Source organism: Candidatus Corynebacterium faecigallinarum (assembly GCF_052264515.1).
Lineage (GTDB): Bacteria > Actinomycetota > Actinomycetes > Mycobacteriales > Mycobacteriaceae > Corynebacterium > Corynebacterium faecigallinarum.
The window spans coordinates 35,991-52,837 of sequence record NZ_JBQQOC010000021.1; the positions used below are offsets into that span (position 1 = coordinate 35,991).

14 protein-coding genes are annotated in these 16,847 nt (G+C 66.1%); 7 read left to right on the forward strand and 7 right to left on the reverse strand.

The window, feature by feature from the left end:
• Nucleotides 1–36: 36 nt before the first annotated feature.
• Entirely contained in the window at nucleotides 37–2,172 is a 2,136-nt protein-coding gene (locus ACTXPP_RS11010) for an FAD-dependent oxidoreductase (protein ID WP_443342126.1), read from the forward strand.
• A 325-nt stretch (nucleotides 2,173–2,497) separates the two neighbouring features.
• Complete coding sequence (locus ACTXPP_RS11015) at nucleotides 2,498–2,815, forward strand: HigA family addiction module antitoxin (RefSeq protein WP_301497819.1); 318 nt, start codon at nucleotides 2,498–2,500, stop codon at nucleotides 2,813–2,815.
• Between the two features lie 31 nt (nucleotides 2,816–2,846).
• On the opposite strand, the gene ACTXPP_RS11020 is transcribed toward ACTXPP_RS11015, so the two are convergent.
• The 7 genes from ACTXPP_RS11020 to ACTXPP_RS11050 all read right to left on the reverse strand — a co-directional run bounded on the left by ACTXPP_RS11020 (nucleotide 2,847) and on the right by ACTXPP_RS11050 (nucleotide 11,373).
• On the reverse strand, nucleotides 2,847–3,899 hold the full coding sequence (locus tag ACTXPP_RS11020) for a 3-isopropylmalate dehydrogenase (protein WP_443342128.1): 1,053 nt from the start codon (nucleotides 3,897–3,899) through the stop codon (nucleotides 2,847–2,849).
• Nucleotides 3,900–4,016: 117 nt separating this feature from the next.
• On the reverse strand, nucleotides 4,017–4,544 hold the full coding sequence (locus tag ACTXPP_RS11025; protein ID WP_443342130.1) for a MarR family winged helix-turn-helix transcriptional regulator: 528 nt from the start codon (nucleotides 4,542–4,544) through the stop codon (nucleotides 4,017–4,019).
• 119 nt (nucleotides 4,545–4,663) lie between these two features.
• Complete coding sequence (serA, locus tag ACTXPP_RS11030) at nucleotides 4,664–6,259, reverse strand: phosphoglycerate dehydrogenase (RefSeq protein WP_301524822.1); 1,596 nt, start codon at nucleotides 6,257–6,259, stop codon at nucleotides 4,664–4,666.
• Between the two features lie 203 nt (nucleotides 6,260–6,462).
• Nucleotides 6,463–7,434, reverse strand: coding sequence for a cation diffusion facilitator family transporter (locus tag ACTXPP_RS11035; protein ID WP_443342132.1), 972 nt, complete (start codon nucleotides 7,432–7,434; stop codon nucleotides 6,463–6,465).
• Between the two features lie 413 nt (nucleotides 7,435–7,847).
• Nucleotides 7,848–8,861 carry a ketol-acid reductoisomerase gene (gene ilvC / locus ACTXPP_RS11040; RefSeq protein WP_443342133.1) on the reverse strand — a complete coding sequence of 338 codons (1,014 nt, stop codon included), beginning with the start codon at nucleotides 8,859–8,861 and terminating at the stop codon, nucleotides 7,848–7,850.
• Between the two features lie 143 nt (nucleotides 8,862–9,004).
• Nucleotides 9,005–9,511, reverse strand: a complete 507-nt coding sequence (gene ilvN, locus ACTXPP_RS11045; RefSeq protein ID WP_301498015.1) for an acetolactate synthase small subunit — start codon at nucleotides 9,509–9,511, stop codon at nucleotides 9,005–9,007.
• Entirely contained in the window at nucleotides 9,511–11,373 is a 1,863-nt protein-coding gene (locus tag ACTXPP_RS11050) for an acetolactate synthase large subunit (protein ID WP_301498013.1), read from the reverse strand. The genes ilvN and ACTXPP_RS11050 overlap by 1 nt, the downstream gene beginning before the upstream one ends.
• Before the next feature lie 336 nt (nucleotides 11,374–11,709).
• Between ACTXPP_RS11050 and ACTXPP_RS11055 the strand changes: the two genes are divergently transcribed.
• The 5 genes from ACTXPP_RS11055 to ACTXPP_RS11075 all read left to right on the forward strand — a co-directional run.
• Nucleotides 11,710–13,416, forward strand: coding sequence for a mechanosensitive ion channel family protein (locus ACTXPP_RS11055; RefSeq protein WP_443342136.1), 1,707 nt, complete (start codon nucleotides 11,710–11,712; stop codon nucleotides 13,414–13,416).
• Between the two features lie 97 nt (nucleotides 13,417–13,513).
• On the forward strand, nucleotides 13,514–14,140 hold the full coding sequence (locus tag ACTXPP_RS11060; protein ID WP_301498924.1) for a PH domain-containing protein: 627 nt from the start codon (nucleotides 13,514–13,516) through the stop codon (nucleotides 14,138–14,140).
• Between the two features lie 199 nt (nucleotides 14,141–14,339).
• Complete coding sequence (gene ilvD / locus ACTXPP_RS11065) at nucleotides 14,340–16,193, forward strand: dihydroxy-acid dehydratase (protein ID WP_301520783.1); 1,854 nt, start codon at nucleotides 14,340–14,342, stop codon at nucleotides 16,191–16,193.
• A gap of 166 nt (nucleotides 16,194–16,359) precedes the next feature.
• A complete protein-coding gene (locus tag ACTXPP_RS11070; RefSeq protein ID WP_301498988.1) occupies nucleotides 16,360–16,671 on the forward strand; it encodes an ArsR/SmtB family transcription factor in 312 nt (103 codons plus the stop codon).
• Nucleotides 16,671–16,847 (forward strand): SRPBCC family protein (locus tag ACTXPP_RS11075; protein WP_443342141.1); only part of this gene is annotated, 177 nt, incomplete at its 3' end. The genes ACTXPP_RS11070 and ACTXPP_RS11075, both read left to right, overlap by 1 nt.

Consider the following 16,847-nt stretch of genomic DNA (forward strand, 5'->3'; position numbering starts at 1 on the left):
AACTGCACCGACGACTCCGAAGAGAAGAGCACCGACGTGAGCAACGAAACCACCGGCACCAACCCCGGCGCCAACACTGGCTCCAGCCCCTACCCGAACCTGTTCCGCCCGCTGACCATCGGCGGAATGACCCTGCCCAACCGGTCCGTCATGGGCTCGATGCACACCGGGCTCGAGGACCGCTTCTGGCACGCCGACGAGCTCGGCGCCTTCTACGCCGAGCGCGCCAAGGGTGGCGTCGGCCTGATCATCACCGGCGGCATCGCCCCGACCCGCGACGGTGACCTGCTGCCCTTCGGCGGACGCATGGCCACCCCGCTGGCCGTCCTGCACCACCGACGCGTCACCGACGCCGTCCACAAGGCCGGTGGCCGCATCGCCATGCAGATCCTGCACGCCGGACGCTACGGCGTCACCCCCTTCAAGTCCGCACCGGGTAGCGAGCCGTCCCCCATCCACCCGTTCAAGCACATGCAGATGACCGAATCCTCGATCCAACGCACCATCCGGTCCTACGGCCGGGCCGCCCGCCTGGCCCGCAAGGCCGGCTACGACGCCGTCGAGATCATGGGCGGCGAGGGTTACCTGATCAACCAGTTCCTCTGCCCGCACACCAACGACCGCACCGACCGCTGGGGCGGCTCCACCGCCAACCGGCAGCGCTTCCTGATCGAGGTCATCGACGAGATCCGTCGCCAGGTTCCCCGGGACTTCCCGGTGATCCTGCGCCAGTCCGTCGCCGACTTCGTGAAGGACGGCCAGACCTTCGACGAGATCGCCCTGATGGCCCGGCGCGCCGAGCGTCACGGGGTGGACGCGATCAACACCGACATCGGCTGGCACGAGGCGCGTGTTCCCACCATCGTCACCTCCGTGCCGCGTGGCGCTTTCGTGAAGTTCACCGAGCGCCTGCGCGACGAGGTATCCATCCCGCTGATCGCCTCGAACCGGATCAACACCCCGGAGTACGCCGAGGAACTCCTGACCACCCGCCAGATCGACGCGGTGTCCATGGCCCGGCCCATGCTCGCCGACCCCTACTTCATGGCCAAGGCCGCCGAGGACCGCAGCGACGAGATCAACACCTGCATCGGCTGCAACCAGGCCTGCCTGGACCACGCCTTCGTCGGCAAGAAGGTCTCCTGCCTGGTCAATCCCCGGGCCGGACGGGAGACCAAACTCGTGCTCTCCCCCACCCGGTCGGCCAAGAAGGTCGCCGTCATCGGTGCCGGCCCGGCCGGACTGTCCTCGGCGGTCTCGGCGGCGGAGAAGGGCCACAAGGTGACCTTGTTCGAGTCCCGGGACCACATCGGTGGCCAGTTCTCCATCGCCGCCCGCATCCCCGGCAAGGAGGAGTTCCACGAGACCATCCGTTACTTCACCACCCGCCTGGAGCGCCTCGGGGTGGAAGTGCGGCTGAACACCCGCGCCGACATCGACGACCTGGTCAACGGCCCCGACGGTGAGGGCGGCTTCGACCACGTGATCATGGCGTCCGGTGTCACCCCGCGCATCCCGAAGATCGAGGGTGTCGAGCACCCCACCGTCCTGACCTACGCCGAGGCGGTGCGCGGCGAGAAGCCGATCGGCTCCACAGTCGCGGTGCTGGGTGCCGGGGGCATCGGCTTCGACGTCTCCGAGTTCCTCACCACCCCCACCGGCGATGACTCCCCCACGTTGAACCTCAAGGAGTGGGAGCAGGAATGGGGTGTGACCGAGGACCCGGAGACCCCCGGTTTCCTCACCTCGCCCCGGCCCACCGAGCCACTGCGCAAGGTCTACATGGTCCAGCGTAAGCACTCCCGCCAGGGCAAGACCCTGGGCAAGACCACCGGCTGGGTTCACCGGGCGGCGGTGAAGATGAAGAAGGTCGAGCAGATCAGCGGGGCGACCTACGAGAAGATCGACGACAACGGCCTGCACCTGGCGTTCTACGAGGAGAAGAAGGACAGGAAGGGCAACGTCCTGTCCAAGGAGCTGAAGGACCGTCGCGTGCTGGACGTCGAGACCATCGTGCTGTGCACCGGCCAGGAGTCCGTCAAAGAACTCGCCGAGCCGCTGGAGGTCGCCGGGATCAGCTTCGACATCGTCGGCGGTGCGGATCTGGCCGCGGAGTTGGACGCCAAGCGGGCGATCAGGCAGGGTACCGAGGCCGCCGCGGCGATCGCCTGATCCGCCCTTGGCAATCCGTCACACCTCCGGCGTTTTCCTCGACGACCCCGCAGATCCCTGAACTGCAGGTCTCACAATGCGGGAACTGTCGGAGGTGTGATCGATAGCGGCGGGTGCCGTGAGATGGCGTATAGCGTCCCCTGCCCTTGCCATGTAGTAACGCGCAGCGTTACTACCGGTCGATGATCCAGTCATTCGCTGACTCGCGGACAAGGAAGGTCTGGATGCGCGAACGGGTCAACAGCCAGTTTCGCATTTGCTTCCGATGGACGCCGGACGGTCCGTCAGACGTCGAGATCACCGACTACCACTGAGGAGGACTGTCATGACATCCGAACCGAACACAACCACCCCAAAGGCACATGCGCCGTTCGCCCCTGGCGAGATTCTCCTGGAGGAGTTCCTGAAGCCCATGGGGATCTCCCAGTACAAGCTGGCCAAAGCCATCAATGTTCCACCCCGGCGCATCAACGAGATCGTCCACGGAACCCGGAAGATCACCCCTGACACCGGTATTCGACTGTCCAGGGCCTTCGACATGAGCGAGAACTTCTGGGTGAACCTACAGATGGACTACGACATCGAGATCGCCAAGGAACAGAACCGCGACGAGATCGAGGCCATCAGGCCAATCGTCGCCTAGGAACCATCACCGAATTTGCGAGGGCGGCAAACTAGCCGGCGACCGCGTCGGCGACCCGGTCGCCGACCTCGGCGGTGCGGATCTGCGAGCCATCGCGGGACCCGGCCTCGGCGAGCACCGCGGCCTCGATCTTCTCTGCCTGGGCGATACGCAGGTCGGCGTCCTCACCCTCGTCACCGGCGAGATGACGCAGCAGCAGCGCGGCCGACAGGATCGCCGCACACGGGTCGGCGATGCCCTGGCCGGCGATGTCGGGGGCGGAGCCGTGGACCGGCTCGAACATCGAGGGACTCTGTCGCGAGGGATCGATGTTGCCGGAGGCCGCCAAGCCGATACCACCGGTGACCGCACCGGCGAGGTCGGTGATGATGTCGCCGAAGAGGTTGTCGGTGACGATGACGTCGAAGCGGCCCGGGTCGGTCACCATGTAGATGGTCGCGGCGTCGATGTGGCAGTAGTCGACGTCAACCTCGGGGAAGTCCGCGCCGATGGTGTCGATTGCCCGGGACCACAGGCCACCGGCATTGACCAGGACGTTGGTCTTGTGGACCAGGGTCAGCTTCTTTCGGCGCGACCGGGCACGCTCGAAAGCGTCGCGGACGACCCGCTCCACGCCGTACCAGGTGTTCTGGCTGACCTCGCTGGCGACCTCATTGTCGGTGCCCTCGCGCAGAGTGCCACCGTTGCCGCAGTACAGGCCCTCGGTGCCCTCACGCACGACGACGAAGTCGATCTCGCCGGGGTTGGCCAGTGGCGAGGTGGACCCTGGGTACAGCGTCGCCGGTCGCAGGTTCACGGCGTGGTCCAGCTTGAAGCGCAGCGGCAGCAGCAGGCCGCGCTCGAGGACGCCGGCGGGGACGGAGCGGGGGTCGCCGATGGCGCCGAGCAGGATGGCGTCGTGCTCGTTGAGGGACGCCAGGTCCTCGGCGGTGAGCAGCTCGCCGTTGCGCAGGTAGCGACGGGCACCGAGGTCGTAGTCGGTGGTGTCGATGGTCTCCTCGCCGGTCACGGCATCAAGCATCTTGAGCGCCTCAGCGGTGACTTCGGTTCCGATTCCGTCTCCGGCGATAACGGCGAGTTTCATTCCGTGGGTTCCTTCATCTCAACTACTGGGTAATCTGTGCTGGACACCAGAATATCCGGTGGTTGCGCCGCGTGCTGCGGTACCCCCGCTGTATCCAGCACAGGATCCTGCAGAGACTCAGCGGTGGTCGTCCCGGACGCGCTGGACGTACTCCGTGGCGAACCGGGCCAATGGTTCGAGTCCGCGGACGATAGCCTCACGGTCCTCGTCACTGAGCAGGTCGGAGTGGTCGGCGATGGCGGTGTCACGCTTGTGGTTGTCGCTGGCGCGGATCTCACGGCCACGATCGGTGAGTTCGACCAGGGTAACCCGGGCGTCCCGACCGTCCTTGAAGCGGCGGACGACGCCGGCGGCCTCCAATTTGTCGATCTGCTGTGTCATCCCGGGTTGGGTCATGCCGGCGAGTCCGGCCAGCAGGCCGATGGACTGCGCTTCGCCGGCGAGGGTGTTGAGAATGCCGATCTGCGTCAGGGACAGCTCCCCCGTGTCCTCCAGGGCGCGTACCATGTGCATGCCGACGCGCACAGTGTCGCGGATCCCGCGGGCCAGGGCGAGGTCGGCGTTCGCGGCAGCCTCATCAGCACCTGCAGTGTTGGCGGTGTCGGCGATGCCTGTGGACTCGGTGTCTCGAATGTCGTCGCTCACACCACCAACATTACCGCATAAGTAACTTAACCAAAAAAGACGCCGGCGGGCGGGCACCCCGTCAGGGGAATGCCCGCCCGCCGGAGTCGGCGAACTGCGCGTGCCTCGCTTGAGCGTTCCTAGCTCAGGTCGAGCAGCACGGCACGGGACGCGGACAGGGAGTCGGCGACCTGGTCGACCAGATCCTGCTCGATCTCCTTGTCGACACGCAGCACCAGGGTGGCGGAGTCGTTGTCCTCGTTCTGGGACAGGGCTGCGGCGTCGATGTTGACGCCCGCCCGGCCCAGGAAAGTACCGACAGTGCCCAGGGCACCGGGCTGGTCAGTGTAGGTGAGGAACAGGTTGAGGCCCTCGGCACGCAGATCCAGGCCGCGGTCGTTGATGCGGACGATCTTGTCGACGCGCTCCAGGCCGGTCAGCGCACCGATGACGGAGACCGAGGCGCCGTCGCCGGTGACAACGGTGACCTCGAGCACGGAACGGTGGGTGACGGACTCGTCGGCGGTGGAGACGGTCAGCTCCACGCCGCGCTCCTGAGCGATCTGCGGGGTGTTGACGAAGGTGACCTGCTCGTCGACGACGCCGGCGAAGACGCCGCGCAGGGCGGACAGGCCGAGAGCGTCCACGGACTCGCCCGAGAGCTCACCACGGGCCTCGACGTTGACGGCGGTGACCGGGGCGTCCAACAGGCCGGAGGCGACGGTGCCGAGCTTGGCGGCCAGGCCGAGCCACAGTGCGACCTCCTCGGAGACCTTGCCACCGGTGACGTTGACGGCGTCCGGGACGAAATCGCCGGCCAGTGCCTTGAGCACGGAGGCGGCGACATCGGTTCCGGCACGGTCCTGGGCCTCGACGGTGGAGGCACCCAGGTGCGGGGTCACGACGACCTCGTCCAGCTCGAAGAGCGGGGAATCGGTGCAGGGCTCGGACGCGTAGACGTCGAAGCCGGCGCCGCGGATATGGCCGGACTTGATGGCGTCGGCGAGCGCCTGCTCGTCAACCAGGCCACCACGGGCGGCGTTGATGATGATCTGCCCCTTCTTCGACTTCGCGAGCAGCTCGGCATTGAACATGCCGGCGGTCTCCTTGGTCTTGGGCAGGTGGATGGTGACGAAGTCGGCGCGGGCGACCAGCTCGTCCAGCTCGACGAGCTCCACACCCAGCTGGGCGGCGCGGGCCGGGTTGGCGTAGGGGTCGTAGGCGATGATGTCGGTCTCGAAGGCGGCGAGACGCTGCGCGAAAAGCTGACCGATGTGGCCGAAGCCCACGATGCCGACGGTTTTGCCGAAGATCTCGACGCCCTTGAAGGCGGAGCGCTTCCACTCGTGGTCACGCAGGGTCTTGTCCGCGGCCGGGATCTGGCGGGCGGTGGCCAGCAGCAGGGAGATCGCGAGCTCGCAGGCGGAGTGGATGTTGGAGGTCGGGGCGTTGGCGACCATGACACCCTTGGCGGTGGCCGTCTCGATGTCGACGTTGTCCAGGCCGACGCCGGCGCGTCCGACGATCTGCAGCTTCGGTGCGGCCTCGAGCACCTCGGCGTCGACGGTGGTGGCGGAGCGGACGAGCAGAGCGTCCGCATCCTTGACGGCTTCCAGCAGTTCAGGACGGTTCGGACCGTCAACCCAGCGAACCTCAACGGAGTCGCCGAGGGCGTCCACGGTGGACTGGGCGAGCTTGTCGGCGATGAGGACGACGGGACGGGAATTCTGACTCACAGGTTCTCCTGACAGGTGTGCATTTCCCGGCACCTCCGGCACGACCGCGTCGAAGGCGTCGGGGCCCACGCCTTTCTTCCCCGTGGCGGCTCGTGCCCACCCAGGGTGACGTACGACATGGACAGCTTAGTACGTCCATGGCCGCGCGTCTGCACACAGGTCCACCGAACCATCCCCCACGCCCTCCCCCGGCAGTGTTCGGCTCAGTGCTCCTCGCCGGCCTCGCGGACCTCGCCGCCCAACGGGGAGTCACAGTCCAGGTGTTCGTGGCCGTGATGTTCTGGCGCCTCGAGCTGCACGGTGCTGTGGGTGATCCCCGCGTCGGCGAAGACCTGCTGGACTTCATCGAGGACGCGTGCCTCCCGGTCGGAGGTCACCACATGCACGGTGGCCATCGTCGACTCGCCGTCGACCGACCAGAGGTGCAGGTCGTGGACCGCTTCAACACCACGGGTGTCCAGGATGGCGTCCTGCACCCCCAGAGCGTCCACGCCGCCAGGCACCTGCTCCATCAGGACGCTGCCCGCCTCGCGCATCAGCGCCCACGCCCGCGGCAGGATCATCGCCGCGATGATGAGGGAGGCGGCGGCGTCCACCCAGAGCCAGTCGGTGAACTGGATGATCACGGCGGCGACGATGACCGCGACCGAGCCGAGCAGGTCCACCAGGACGTGCAGGTAGGCACCGCGCATATTCAGCGATTCCCCCGTCGAGCGGTGCAGGATCACCGCCGAGATGACGTTCGCGATTAGACCCACCACAGCAACCGTGAGCATCAGACCGGTCTGGATGTCCTCGGGCCCCTCCCCGAGCCGTCGGAAGGCGGCCACTGCAATCCACACGCCGATCACTGCCACTGCTCCAGCGTTGACCAGTGCAGCCATGACCTCCGCGCGGCGGAAACCGTAGGTCGACCGCGTGGTCGCCGGACGCGAACCGATCAGCATGGCGAGAGCGGCCACGATCAGCCCACCGGCGTCGGAGAGCATATGACCGGCGTCGGCAAGCAGGGCCAGCGACCCGGAGAGGATGCCGCCGATGACCTGTGCCAGGAAGATGGTGAGCGTCAGCGCGATGACGAACCAGAGCGCTTTGCCGCGCACCCCCTGGGCATGGGTGTGGCTGTGCTCGTGGCTGTGGCCATGCTCGTGATCGTGACTGTGCCCCTGGGTCATCGTCCCCGACACTCCTCTCGTTTCCATTAAGCGCCACCAACGAGGATAGGCGCAATAACACAGAAGGTCAACGCCACCCTTTGGCTACCATAATCGTTTTCATTACGGCGACTCCTCCTGGACGTCCGCCAGCTGACTACGGCCTGGCTTCAGCGCACGATACGAGCGGTCCCGGGGAGGTATGCTCGGGCCCCAATGGGGTGAAGCGGAGGTTCCCGTGACGGAATCGATCCCCTCTGCCGGCGAAAGGGCGCATCCGTCACGCTTCCCTCCCAGCGATCTCGCCCCCTCCACCTCCCTACCCGCGCACGACAAACCCCCTCCGCGACAGCGGAGGGGGTCAGTTCCAGCGCGGGATCCCTGGGGGACCTCGCCTACCGACGGCCGGGCGGCCACCGAAAGTGCAGCAGAGACTAGGCGGTCTCGTTGAGCGGGTTCTTGACCCAGCTCATCAGGTCGCGCAGCTTGGTGCCGGTGACCTCGATCGGGTGCTCGGCGAAGTCGGCGCGCAGCCCCTCGAGCTCCTTGTTGCCGCCCTCGACGTTGGCGATGAGACGCTTGGTGAAGGTGCCGTCCTGGATGTCGGTCAGGATGTCCTTCATGCGGGACTTGGTGTCGGCGTCGACGACGCGCGGGCCGGAGAGGTAGCCACCGAACTCGGCGGTGTCGGAGACCGAGTAGTTCATGTTGGCGATACCGCCCTCGAACATCAGGTCAACGATCAGCTTGAGCTCGTGCAGGCACTCGAAGTAGGCCATCTCGGGCTCGTAGCCGGCCTCGACCAGGACCTCGAAGCCGGTCTTGACGAGCTCCTCGGTGCCACCGCAGAGCACTGCCTGCTCACCGAAGAGGTCGGTGACGGTCTCGGCCTCGAAGGTGGTCGGGATGACGCCGGCGCGGGCACCACCGATGGCGGCGGCGTAGGACAGGGCCAGGTCGCGGCCCTCGCCCTTCGGGTCCTGCTCCACGGCGATGAGGCAGGGCACGCCCTTGCCGTCGACGAACTGGCGGCGGACCAGGTGGCCCGGGCCCTTCGGGGCAACCATGGCGACGGTGACGTTCGCGGCCGGCTCGATGAGCTTGAAGTGGATGTTCAGACCGTGGCCGAAGAAGATGGCGTTGCCGTCCTCGAGGTTCGGGGCGATGTCCTCGGTGTAGACGGTGGCCTGGGTGGTGTCCGGAACCAGGATCATGACGACGTCGGCCCACTTGGTGGCCTCGGCGTTGGACAGGACCTTGAAGCCGGCCTCCTCGGCCTTGACGGCGGACTTGGAACCCTCGCGCAGGCCGATGACGACCTCGACACCGGAGTCGCGCAGGTTCTGGGCGTGGGCGTGGCCCTGGGAGCCGTAGCCCAGGACGGCGACCTTGCGGCCCTGGATGATCGACAGGTCAGCGTCGTCGTCGTAGAAAACGTCAATTGCCATGGTTGGTGTGCCTTTCAGTGGAAGGGTGCTGCAGAGTTCTCTCTGAACACAATGCTAACAGGAATGAATTTCAGGTCGTGAGATGGGCGTCCCAAAGGGTGGATGGTGTGTGGCGCGGTGGCCACACGCCATCGAGAGCGTGGTCAGAGCTTCGCCGGGTACATGGCCTTCTGGCCACGGCTGACCGCGGTGACGCTGGACTCCACCAGCTCGCGGATGCCGAAGGGCTCCAGGACCTCCAGCAGCGCCTGGAGCTTGGAGGGGGTACCGGTGGCCTCGATGACCAACGACTCCGGCCCGACGTCGACAACGTGGGCGCGGAACAGCTTCACGGCCTCGACGACCTGCGTGCGGTTGGAGTTGTCGGCGCTGACCTTGACCAGCATCAGACCACGGCAGACGATGGAGTCCGGATCGTGGCGGGAGACCTTGATCACCGGGATCAGCTTGTTGAGCTGCTTGGTGATCTGCTCGATCACGTGGTCCTCGCCCTCCACCTGGATGGTGAAGCGGTTGACTCCGGCAACCTCGGTGCGTCCCGAGGCGATGGAGATGATGCTGAACGCACGGCGGGTGAACATGCCGGTGATCCGCGATGCGATACCGTCGACGTCCTCACACAGGACGCTCAGGGTGTGGACTTGAGACATCAGTTCTGCTCGCCTTCCTTGATCGTCTGGTGGATCTCGCTGGGTTGCTCGGCCGCCGAGTTCTCGTCGTCGAACAGCGGACGCAGGTCGCGGGCGTACTGCACCTCGTCGTTGGACGCACCGGCGGCGATCATCGGCCACACCTGGGCATCCTCACCGACGATGAAGTCGATGACGACCGGTCGGTCGTTGATCTCGCGGGCCTTGGCGATGACCTCTTCGACGTCGTCCTTCTCGGTGACGCGGAAGCCGGCACAGCCCATGGACTCGGCCAGCCCGACGAAGTCGGGGAGGTAGCGCTCGCCCGGCTTGAGGTTGGTGTGGGAGTAGTGACCGTCGAAGAACAGGGTCTGCCACTGGCGGACCATGCCCAGGTTGCCGTTGTTGATCAGGGCGATCTTGATCGGCAGCCCCTCGACGGCACAGGTGACCAGTTCCTGGTTGGTCATCTGGAAGCAGCCGTCACCGTCGACGGCCCAGACCTCGGTGTCCGGCGCGGCAGCCTTCGCGCCCATCGCGGCAGGCACGGAGTAGCCCATGGTGCCCAGGCCACCGGAGTTCAGCCAGGTGCGCGGCTTCTCGAACTTGAGGAACTGTGCGGCCCACATCTGGTGCTGGCCCACACCGGCGACATACACGGCGTCGGGGCCGGCAGCCTCGGTGATCTTCTCCAGGACGAACTGGGGGGCGAGCTTGCCGTCGTCCGGCTCATCGTAGCCGGGCGGGAAGTCCTCCTTGAGCCCGTTGAGGTACTCGGTCCACGTCTCGGTGTCCGGCTTCCCCAGGTTCAGGTCGGTCATGGTGCGGCTCAGCGCACTCAGCACCTCACGGGCGTCGCCGACGATCGGAACCTTGACGTCGCGGATCTTGCCGATCTCTGCCGGGTCGATGTCGGCGTGGATGACCTTGGCACCGGGGGCGAAGGAGTCCACGTCACCGGTGACACGGTCATCGAAACGGGCACCGAGGGCCAGGATCAGGTCCGACTTCTGCAGAGCGGCGACTGCGGGGACGGTGCCGTGCATCCCGGGCATGCCCAGGTGCTGCGGGTGAGACTCGGGGAAGGCACCGAGTGCCATCAGGGTGGTGGTCACCGGAATGCCGGTCTGCTCGGCGAAGGCCAGCAGTTCGGCATTGGCGTTGGCCTTGATCACGCCACCGCCGGCGTAGATGACCGGCTTCTTGGCCTCGGCGAGCAGGCGCGCGGCCTCCTCGATCTGGCGGGAGTGCGGGGTGGTGACCGGGTGGTAACCCGGCAGGCGGTAGGTCGGCGGCCAGACGAAGTCCAGTTCGGCGTTCTGGACGTCCTTGGGGATGTCGACGAGCACGGCACCGGGGCGTCCGGTACTGGCGACGTGGAAGGCCTCGGCGATGGCCGCGGGGATCTCCTCGGGACGGGTCACCATGAAACTGTGCTTGGTGATCGGCATGGTGATGCCGCGGATGTCGGCCTCCTGGAAGCCGTCGGTGCCCAGCAGGTGGGAACCGACCTGGCCGGTGATGGCCACGACCGGCACGGAGTCCATGTTGGCGTCGGCCAGCGGGGTGACCAGGTTGGTCGCACCGGGGCCGGAGGTGGCGATGCAGACGCCGACCTCACCGGAGACCTGGGCGAAGCCGGTGGCGGCGTGGCCGGCACCCTGCTCGTGGCGAACCAGGATGTGGTTGAGCTTCTCGGAGCCGTAGAGGGCTTCGTAGAGAGGCAGCACCGCTCCGCCGGGAAGACCGAAGACGACGTCAGTCCCCAGTTCCTCGAGGGAACGGACTACCGCCTGGGCACCGTTGATGCGTTCGGGACGCTTACCGCGGCCGGACGCGGCAAGCGTGGCGGGACTGGGGTGTGGGCGAGAGGTGTCGTTCACCGTCCGTGCACTCCTTTAGATGGTCATGTGTTGTGGATGGCCGACTGTTCCAGATTCCTTGTGAACCAACTACGCCCCCGCTACCCGGTGCAGGCCGGGGCGGGGGCGCCAGATAAGTTCCGCGAGGTGACCGCAGGGGCTCTAGCGCCCGGCGGATACAAGAATCAGGAACGTCGTCATGACAGGCGATACTAGCCGACGGTCCGGCACCGGTCAACGAAAATGCGAAGATTTTTCCCACCCGCTGATACCCCCAGTCCCACAGAATGGACGCGAGGTGGAGTCAGTCCCCCCTTTTTCAGCAAATCCCAATCCGGAGGGGCTATCGTCGGCGCCATGGATTTCAGCTACTTCTTGTTCCGGGTGTGGGAGTGGGTCATCGCGCACGGACTCCCTCTCTCCGCGCTGCTGATCATCGGCATCCTGATCCCCCGCCTCGGCCGACAGGCGACCCGGTGGGTCAGTCAACGATTCGAGGAGGATGAGGAGTCCGGCAAGGCCAGTCTTGCCCTGGTCGGCGCCCTGGTCTACATCCTCGAGATCGTCGCCTACTTCATCCTCATCCTCGTGGCGTTGTCGAACCTGGGTGTACCGCCCTTGGGCGCCGCCGTGCCAGCCACCGTGGTCTCCGCGGCCGTCGGTTTCGGTGCGCAGAACATCATCGGCGACTTCCTCAACGGCTTCTTCATCATCTCGGAGCGTCACTACGGCGTCGGCGACATCATCACCTTCGACGACACCGGCGATGCCCTGATGGGCACCGTCGTGAAGCTGACCCTGCGCACCACCCAGATCCGCACCTTCAACGGCGAGCTGGTTACCGTGCCCAACAGCAAGGCCACGGTGACGATCAACTACTCCAAGCAGTGGGCCCGGGCAGTCGTCCAGCTCGACCTCCCCTTGACCAAGGGCGAGTCAATGACGGACCTGGTGGACAAGGTCTCGGAGTCTGCCCACAATGCGGTGGACGCCGCCGGAGTAGCCGATGACATCCGCGGCGAGATCACCCTCCTTCCGGCCCGCAGCATCACTGCCCCGACCGCGGCCGGACTGCCGTGGACGGTCGGCATGGAGATCAACGTCGCCACCAGTCCCGCCCTGCAGTGGGCGGTGGAGCGGGCGATCCGCACCAACATCATCAACACCTTCTGGGACCGCTACCAGGCACCCGGCGAGACCAGCAGCGTGCTGGAGGCCGGCCTGCCACTGGCCGGGGCAGTGTCCGCCCGGGCTGCCGCCCAGGAATCTGCCCGGGAATCTGCCCGGGAATCTGCCCCGGAATCCGGACAGAAGCCTGACGACACCTCCGCCTTCGACGCCTCCAGTGACACACAGAAACTCGTCAACGCCGCCACCGCCGGCGGCGATCCCCACACTGATCAGACGGAGGAACTCGACGGCGCCGAGAGCACCGACACATCCACCGATGAAACGGTTGTGATGTCAGCCACCACCGGTGGTGCCGAAGCGACCGCAGCAGCGTCCGACGGCGACTCTGACGCCGACTCCGGCACCGACGACGACACCCATCACGAGAACCACCCGAATGGCACAGCCCTCGACGGGCCGTACGACTCGAAGACAAAGAACGTGCTGAGCCTGGGTGGACGCTTCCGCCCCAGCACCCTCGCCCTGTTCCTCGCACTGGCCGTCGTCGGCCTCCTCGCCCTGTTCTCCACCAACCCCGAGGACGGTTCGGCTGGTTGGCTGTCACCGGACCGCTACCGCAGCACCGGGGACACCACCTCGGTCACCGAGGAGACATCTACCCCCACCGAGGAGGCTCCGGTCGAGCAGGAGACCACCGACCCGGTGGATGAGGGCACCACCGATGAGGGCACCGACAGCCCCGCCGGGCAGCAGGACGGCGCGAACACCGACTCTGATTCCGGTTCCACCGGCTCCGATGACTCCGGCAACTCAGGCAACTCAGGGAACACCGGCGACACCGCTTCGGGAGCTGCTGGAGCCAACGGCACCGGCAACACAGGCGACTCAGGCGACGGAGCAACCGACGGCCCGCAGGCCCTCACCGTCTCCTGACTCCCCCGGTGACCCCGGTGACCCCGGTGACCCCGAACCCCGGCTACCCGGTACCGGAGTAGTCGGAGCGTCCGATGACCTGATTAAATGGACCACCATGAGTTCCACGGGATCGCCGACCCTGCCGCACACCGTCAGAGTCGACCAGGCACACCTGATCGCCGCCGCCCTGATGTTCGCCCTGAGCCTCATTGGAGTCGCCTACTCGCCGAAGGTGTTCTTCTGGCTCCCGCTCCTGCCGCTGGTGTTCATCATCTGGACCCTGCGGTGCCGTACCACCTTCACCGAGCAGGGCATGACCGCCCGCTACCTTTTCCATCCCACCAGGTCATTGGCCTGGGAGGACTTCAAGGCGATACGATTCACCCGAGGAGGCAAAGGCCTCGCCATTGACCACGACGACAGCACCTTCCCCCTCCCGGGAGTTAGTTTCAATTCGCTGGTGACCCTGGCTGACGTGACTGACGGGAGGATCCCCGACCCGGTGACCCCGACCCTGGAGACCATCGACGAGAGTGTCCGGGTCGTCCAACGTGACAGCGGAGACGCCGTCCTGATGGACGAAGAGGAATACGCCGACTACGAATCCAGCCGCCGTGCCAGCTACATGGCCCGCGAGGAACTCGCCCGCCGACAGCGGGAGCGCGACGGACAGGACGCCAGCGACAACGGAGAGAGCGGCAGCGGGGCCGGTGACGGCCCCGCTGACACACGGGAGAGCTGACCACTCGCCCGGGTGCCCCGGCACGGTGTAAGTTACCGCTTTGCCCCACACTGCACGACACCGAGTAAGACCCTGAGCACGACACAGATTTCGACGACATACTGCCCCGCGGACCGGGCAGCACGGCGTCGCCCCGGCCACCATTGATCCCGCCGGGGGCGCACACAACGGTCCGAACGAGAGGACGTAGGACGAGACCATGAACCAGATCCCCTTCCGGTCATCGGTGACCACCCAGGGACGGAACGCCGCCGGAGCGCGCTCGCTGTGGCGTGCCACCGGAATGAGCGACAGTGACTTCGACAAGCCGATCATCGCGATCGCGAACTCCTACACCCAGTTCGTCCCCGGCCACGTTCACCTCAAGGACGTCGGCGAGATCGTCGCCGAGGCCGTGAAGGAGGCCGGTGGTGTCGCCCGCGAGTTCAACACCATCGCCGTGGACGACGGCATCGCCATGGGGCACTCCGGCATGCTGTACTCCCTGCCGAGCCGTGAGATCATCTCCGACTCGGTGGAGTACATGGTCAACGCCCACCAGGCCGATGCCATCGTCTGCATCTCCAACTGCGACAAGATCACCCCGGGCATGCTCAACGCCGCCATGCGTCTGAACATCCCGGTGGTCTTCGTCTCCGGTGGCCCGATGGAGGCCGGTAAGGCCGTGGTCGTCGACGGTGTCGCCCACGCCCCCACCGACCTGATCCACTCGATCTCCGCCTCCGCCAACGAGCAGGTCACCCAGCAGGGCCTGCTGACCGTGGAGCAGGCCGCCTGCCCGACCTGCGGTTCCTGCTCCGGCATGTTCACCGCCAACTCGATGAACTGCCTCACCGAGGCCCTCGGCCTGTCCCTGCCGGGCAACGGCTCGACCCTGGCCACCCACGCATTCCGCCGCGAGCTGTTCAGCGAGGCCGGACGCACCATCGTCGACCTGTGCAAGCGCTACTACGGCGAGGGCGACACCTCGGTGCTGCCCCGGTCGATCGCCACCAAGGACGCCTTCCAGAACGCCATGGCGCTGGACATGGCCATGGGTGGCTCGACCAACACCGTGCTGCACATCCTCGCCGCCGCCCAGGAGGGTGGCGTGGACTTCGACCTGCAGGACATCGACGACCTGTCGAAGTCCGTGCCCTGCCTGTCGAAGGTCTCGCCGAACTCCGACTACCACATGGAGGATGTCCACCGTGCCGGTGGCATCCCCCGCATCCTCGGCGAGCTGTGGCGCGGTGGCAAGCTTAATGAAGACGTGCACACCGTGCACTCGAGGACGCTGCCGGAGTGGCTCGAGGCCTGGGACATCCGGGCTGAGTCGCCGAAGCAGGAGGCGATCGACCTCTTCCACGCCGCCCCGGGTGGCGTGCGAACCACCACGCCGTTCTCCACCGACAATGTGTGGGACGAGCTCGACACCGACGCGGAGAAGGGCTGCATCCACTCCGTGGAGCACGCCTTCACCGTCGACGGTGGCCTGGTGATCCTACGCGGCAATATCTCCCCCGACGGTGCGGTCATCAAGTCCGCCGGTATCGACGAGGAGCTGTGGCACTTCTCCGGACCGGCCCTGGTCGTGGAGTCCCAGGAGGAGGCCGTGGACGTCATCCTGAAGAAGAAGGTCCAGCCGGGCAATGTCATCGTGGTGCGCTACGAAGGCCCGTCCGGTGGTCCGGGTATGCAGGAGATGCTGCACCCGACCGCCTTCCTCAAGGGCTCCGGCCTGGGCAAGAAGTGCGCCCTGATCACCGACGGCCGCTTCTCCGGCGGTTCCTCGGGCATCTCGGTCGGCCACATCTCCCCGGAGGCCGCCGACGGTGGTGTGATCGGTCTGGTGCGCGACGGTGACACCGTCACCATCGACGTGCACAACCGCCAGCTGAACTTGGACATCCCGGACGAGGAGATCGAGGCCCGTCGCGCCGAAATGAACGCCTCGGACAAGCCCTGGAAGCCGGCCACCCGCCAGCGCAAGGTGACCAAGGCCCTGCGCGCCTACGCCAAGATGGCCGCCAGTGCCGACAAGGGCGCGGTGCGCGTCATCGAGGACGACTAGTCCTCCACCCTTTCCGCACATGCCCTGTAGGTCCACCCCTACAGGGCTTTCGTGCATCTCCGGGGATCGACGTCAGCAATTCTCCGAGACGTCAGCAATTCTCCGAATGGAAAGTAGCGGATCCATACCTGTTACGTAGGGGATTACCTACGCATATCGTGGTGTCATGCCGACCACGAACGAGGTATTCGTCGCCGTTGCCAACAATCACCGACGTCAGCTACTGGACCTCCTCCTCCACGAACCCCAGTCGGTCAACTCACTGGCCGCTCACTTCGACATGGCACGTCCAAGTGTGTCCGAGCACCTCAGCATCCTCCGGAAAGCGGGACTGGTCACCGAGGAAAAGAGAGGAAGGGAGAGGATCTACAGTCTGAATGCACGGCAACTGGAACCTGTCTCTGACTGGCTCAGCCCGTACGAGAAGTTCTGGCGCGGCACCCAGAAGGATCTTCGCAACCACCTGGAGAAGAACTGATGACAACGCCACACCGCCATGCAATCGAAGCGGACGAGTTCATCCCCTGCCCGAGCAACCGAATCTGGGAGGCACTGACCGACCCGGAGGAGCTCAGTCAGTGGTTCATGTCGTCCGACTTTCAACCTGAGGTAGGGCACGAGTTCAGCATCGACATGGGCAACTGGGGCACAACG

What these genes read in the sequence shown, in the direction of transcription:
- ACTXPP_RS11015 (WP_301497819.1), top strand. Translation starts at nt 2,498, where the DNA reads ATGACATCCGAACCGAACACAACCACCCCAAAGGCACATGCGCCGTTC.
- ACTXPP_RS11020 (WP_443342128.1), bottom strand. Translation starts at nt 3,899, where the DNA reads ATGAAACTCGCCGTTATCGCCGGAGACGGAATCGGAACCGAAGTCACC.
- ACTXPP_RS11035 (WP_443342132.1), bottom strand. Translation starts at nt 7,434, where the DNA reads ATGACCCAGGGGCACAGTCACGATCACGAGCATGGCCACAGCCACGAG.
- ilvC (WP_443342133.1), bottom strand. Translation starts at nt 8,861, where the DNA reads ATGGCAATTGACGTTTTCTACGACGACGACGCTGACCTGTCGATCATC.
- ilvN (WP_301498015.1), bottom strand. Translation starts at nt 9,511, where the DNA reads ATGTCTCAAGTCCACACCCTGAGCGTCCTGTGTGAGGACGTCGACGGT.
- ACTXPP_RS11055 (WP_443342136.1), top strand. Translation starts at nt 11,710, where the DNA reads ATGGATTTCAGCTACTTCTTGTTCCGGGTGTGGGAGTGGGTCATCGCG.
- ACTXPP_RS11060 (WP_301498924.1), top strand. Translation starts at nt 13,514, where the DNA reads ATGAGTTCCACGGGATCGCCGACCCTGCCGCACACCGTCAGAGTCGAC.
- ilvD (WP_301520783.1), top strand. Translation starts at nt 14,340, where the DNA reads ATGAACCAGATCCCCTTCCGGTCATCGGTGACCACCCAGGGACGGAAC.
- ACTXPP_RS11070 (WP_301498988.1), top strand. Translation starts at nt 16,360, where the DNA reads ATGCCGACCACGAACGAGGTATTCGTCGCCGTTGCCAACAATCACCGA.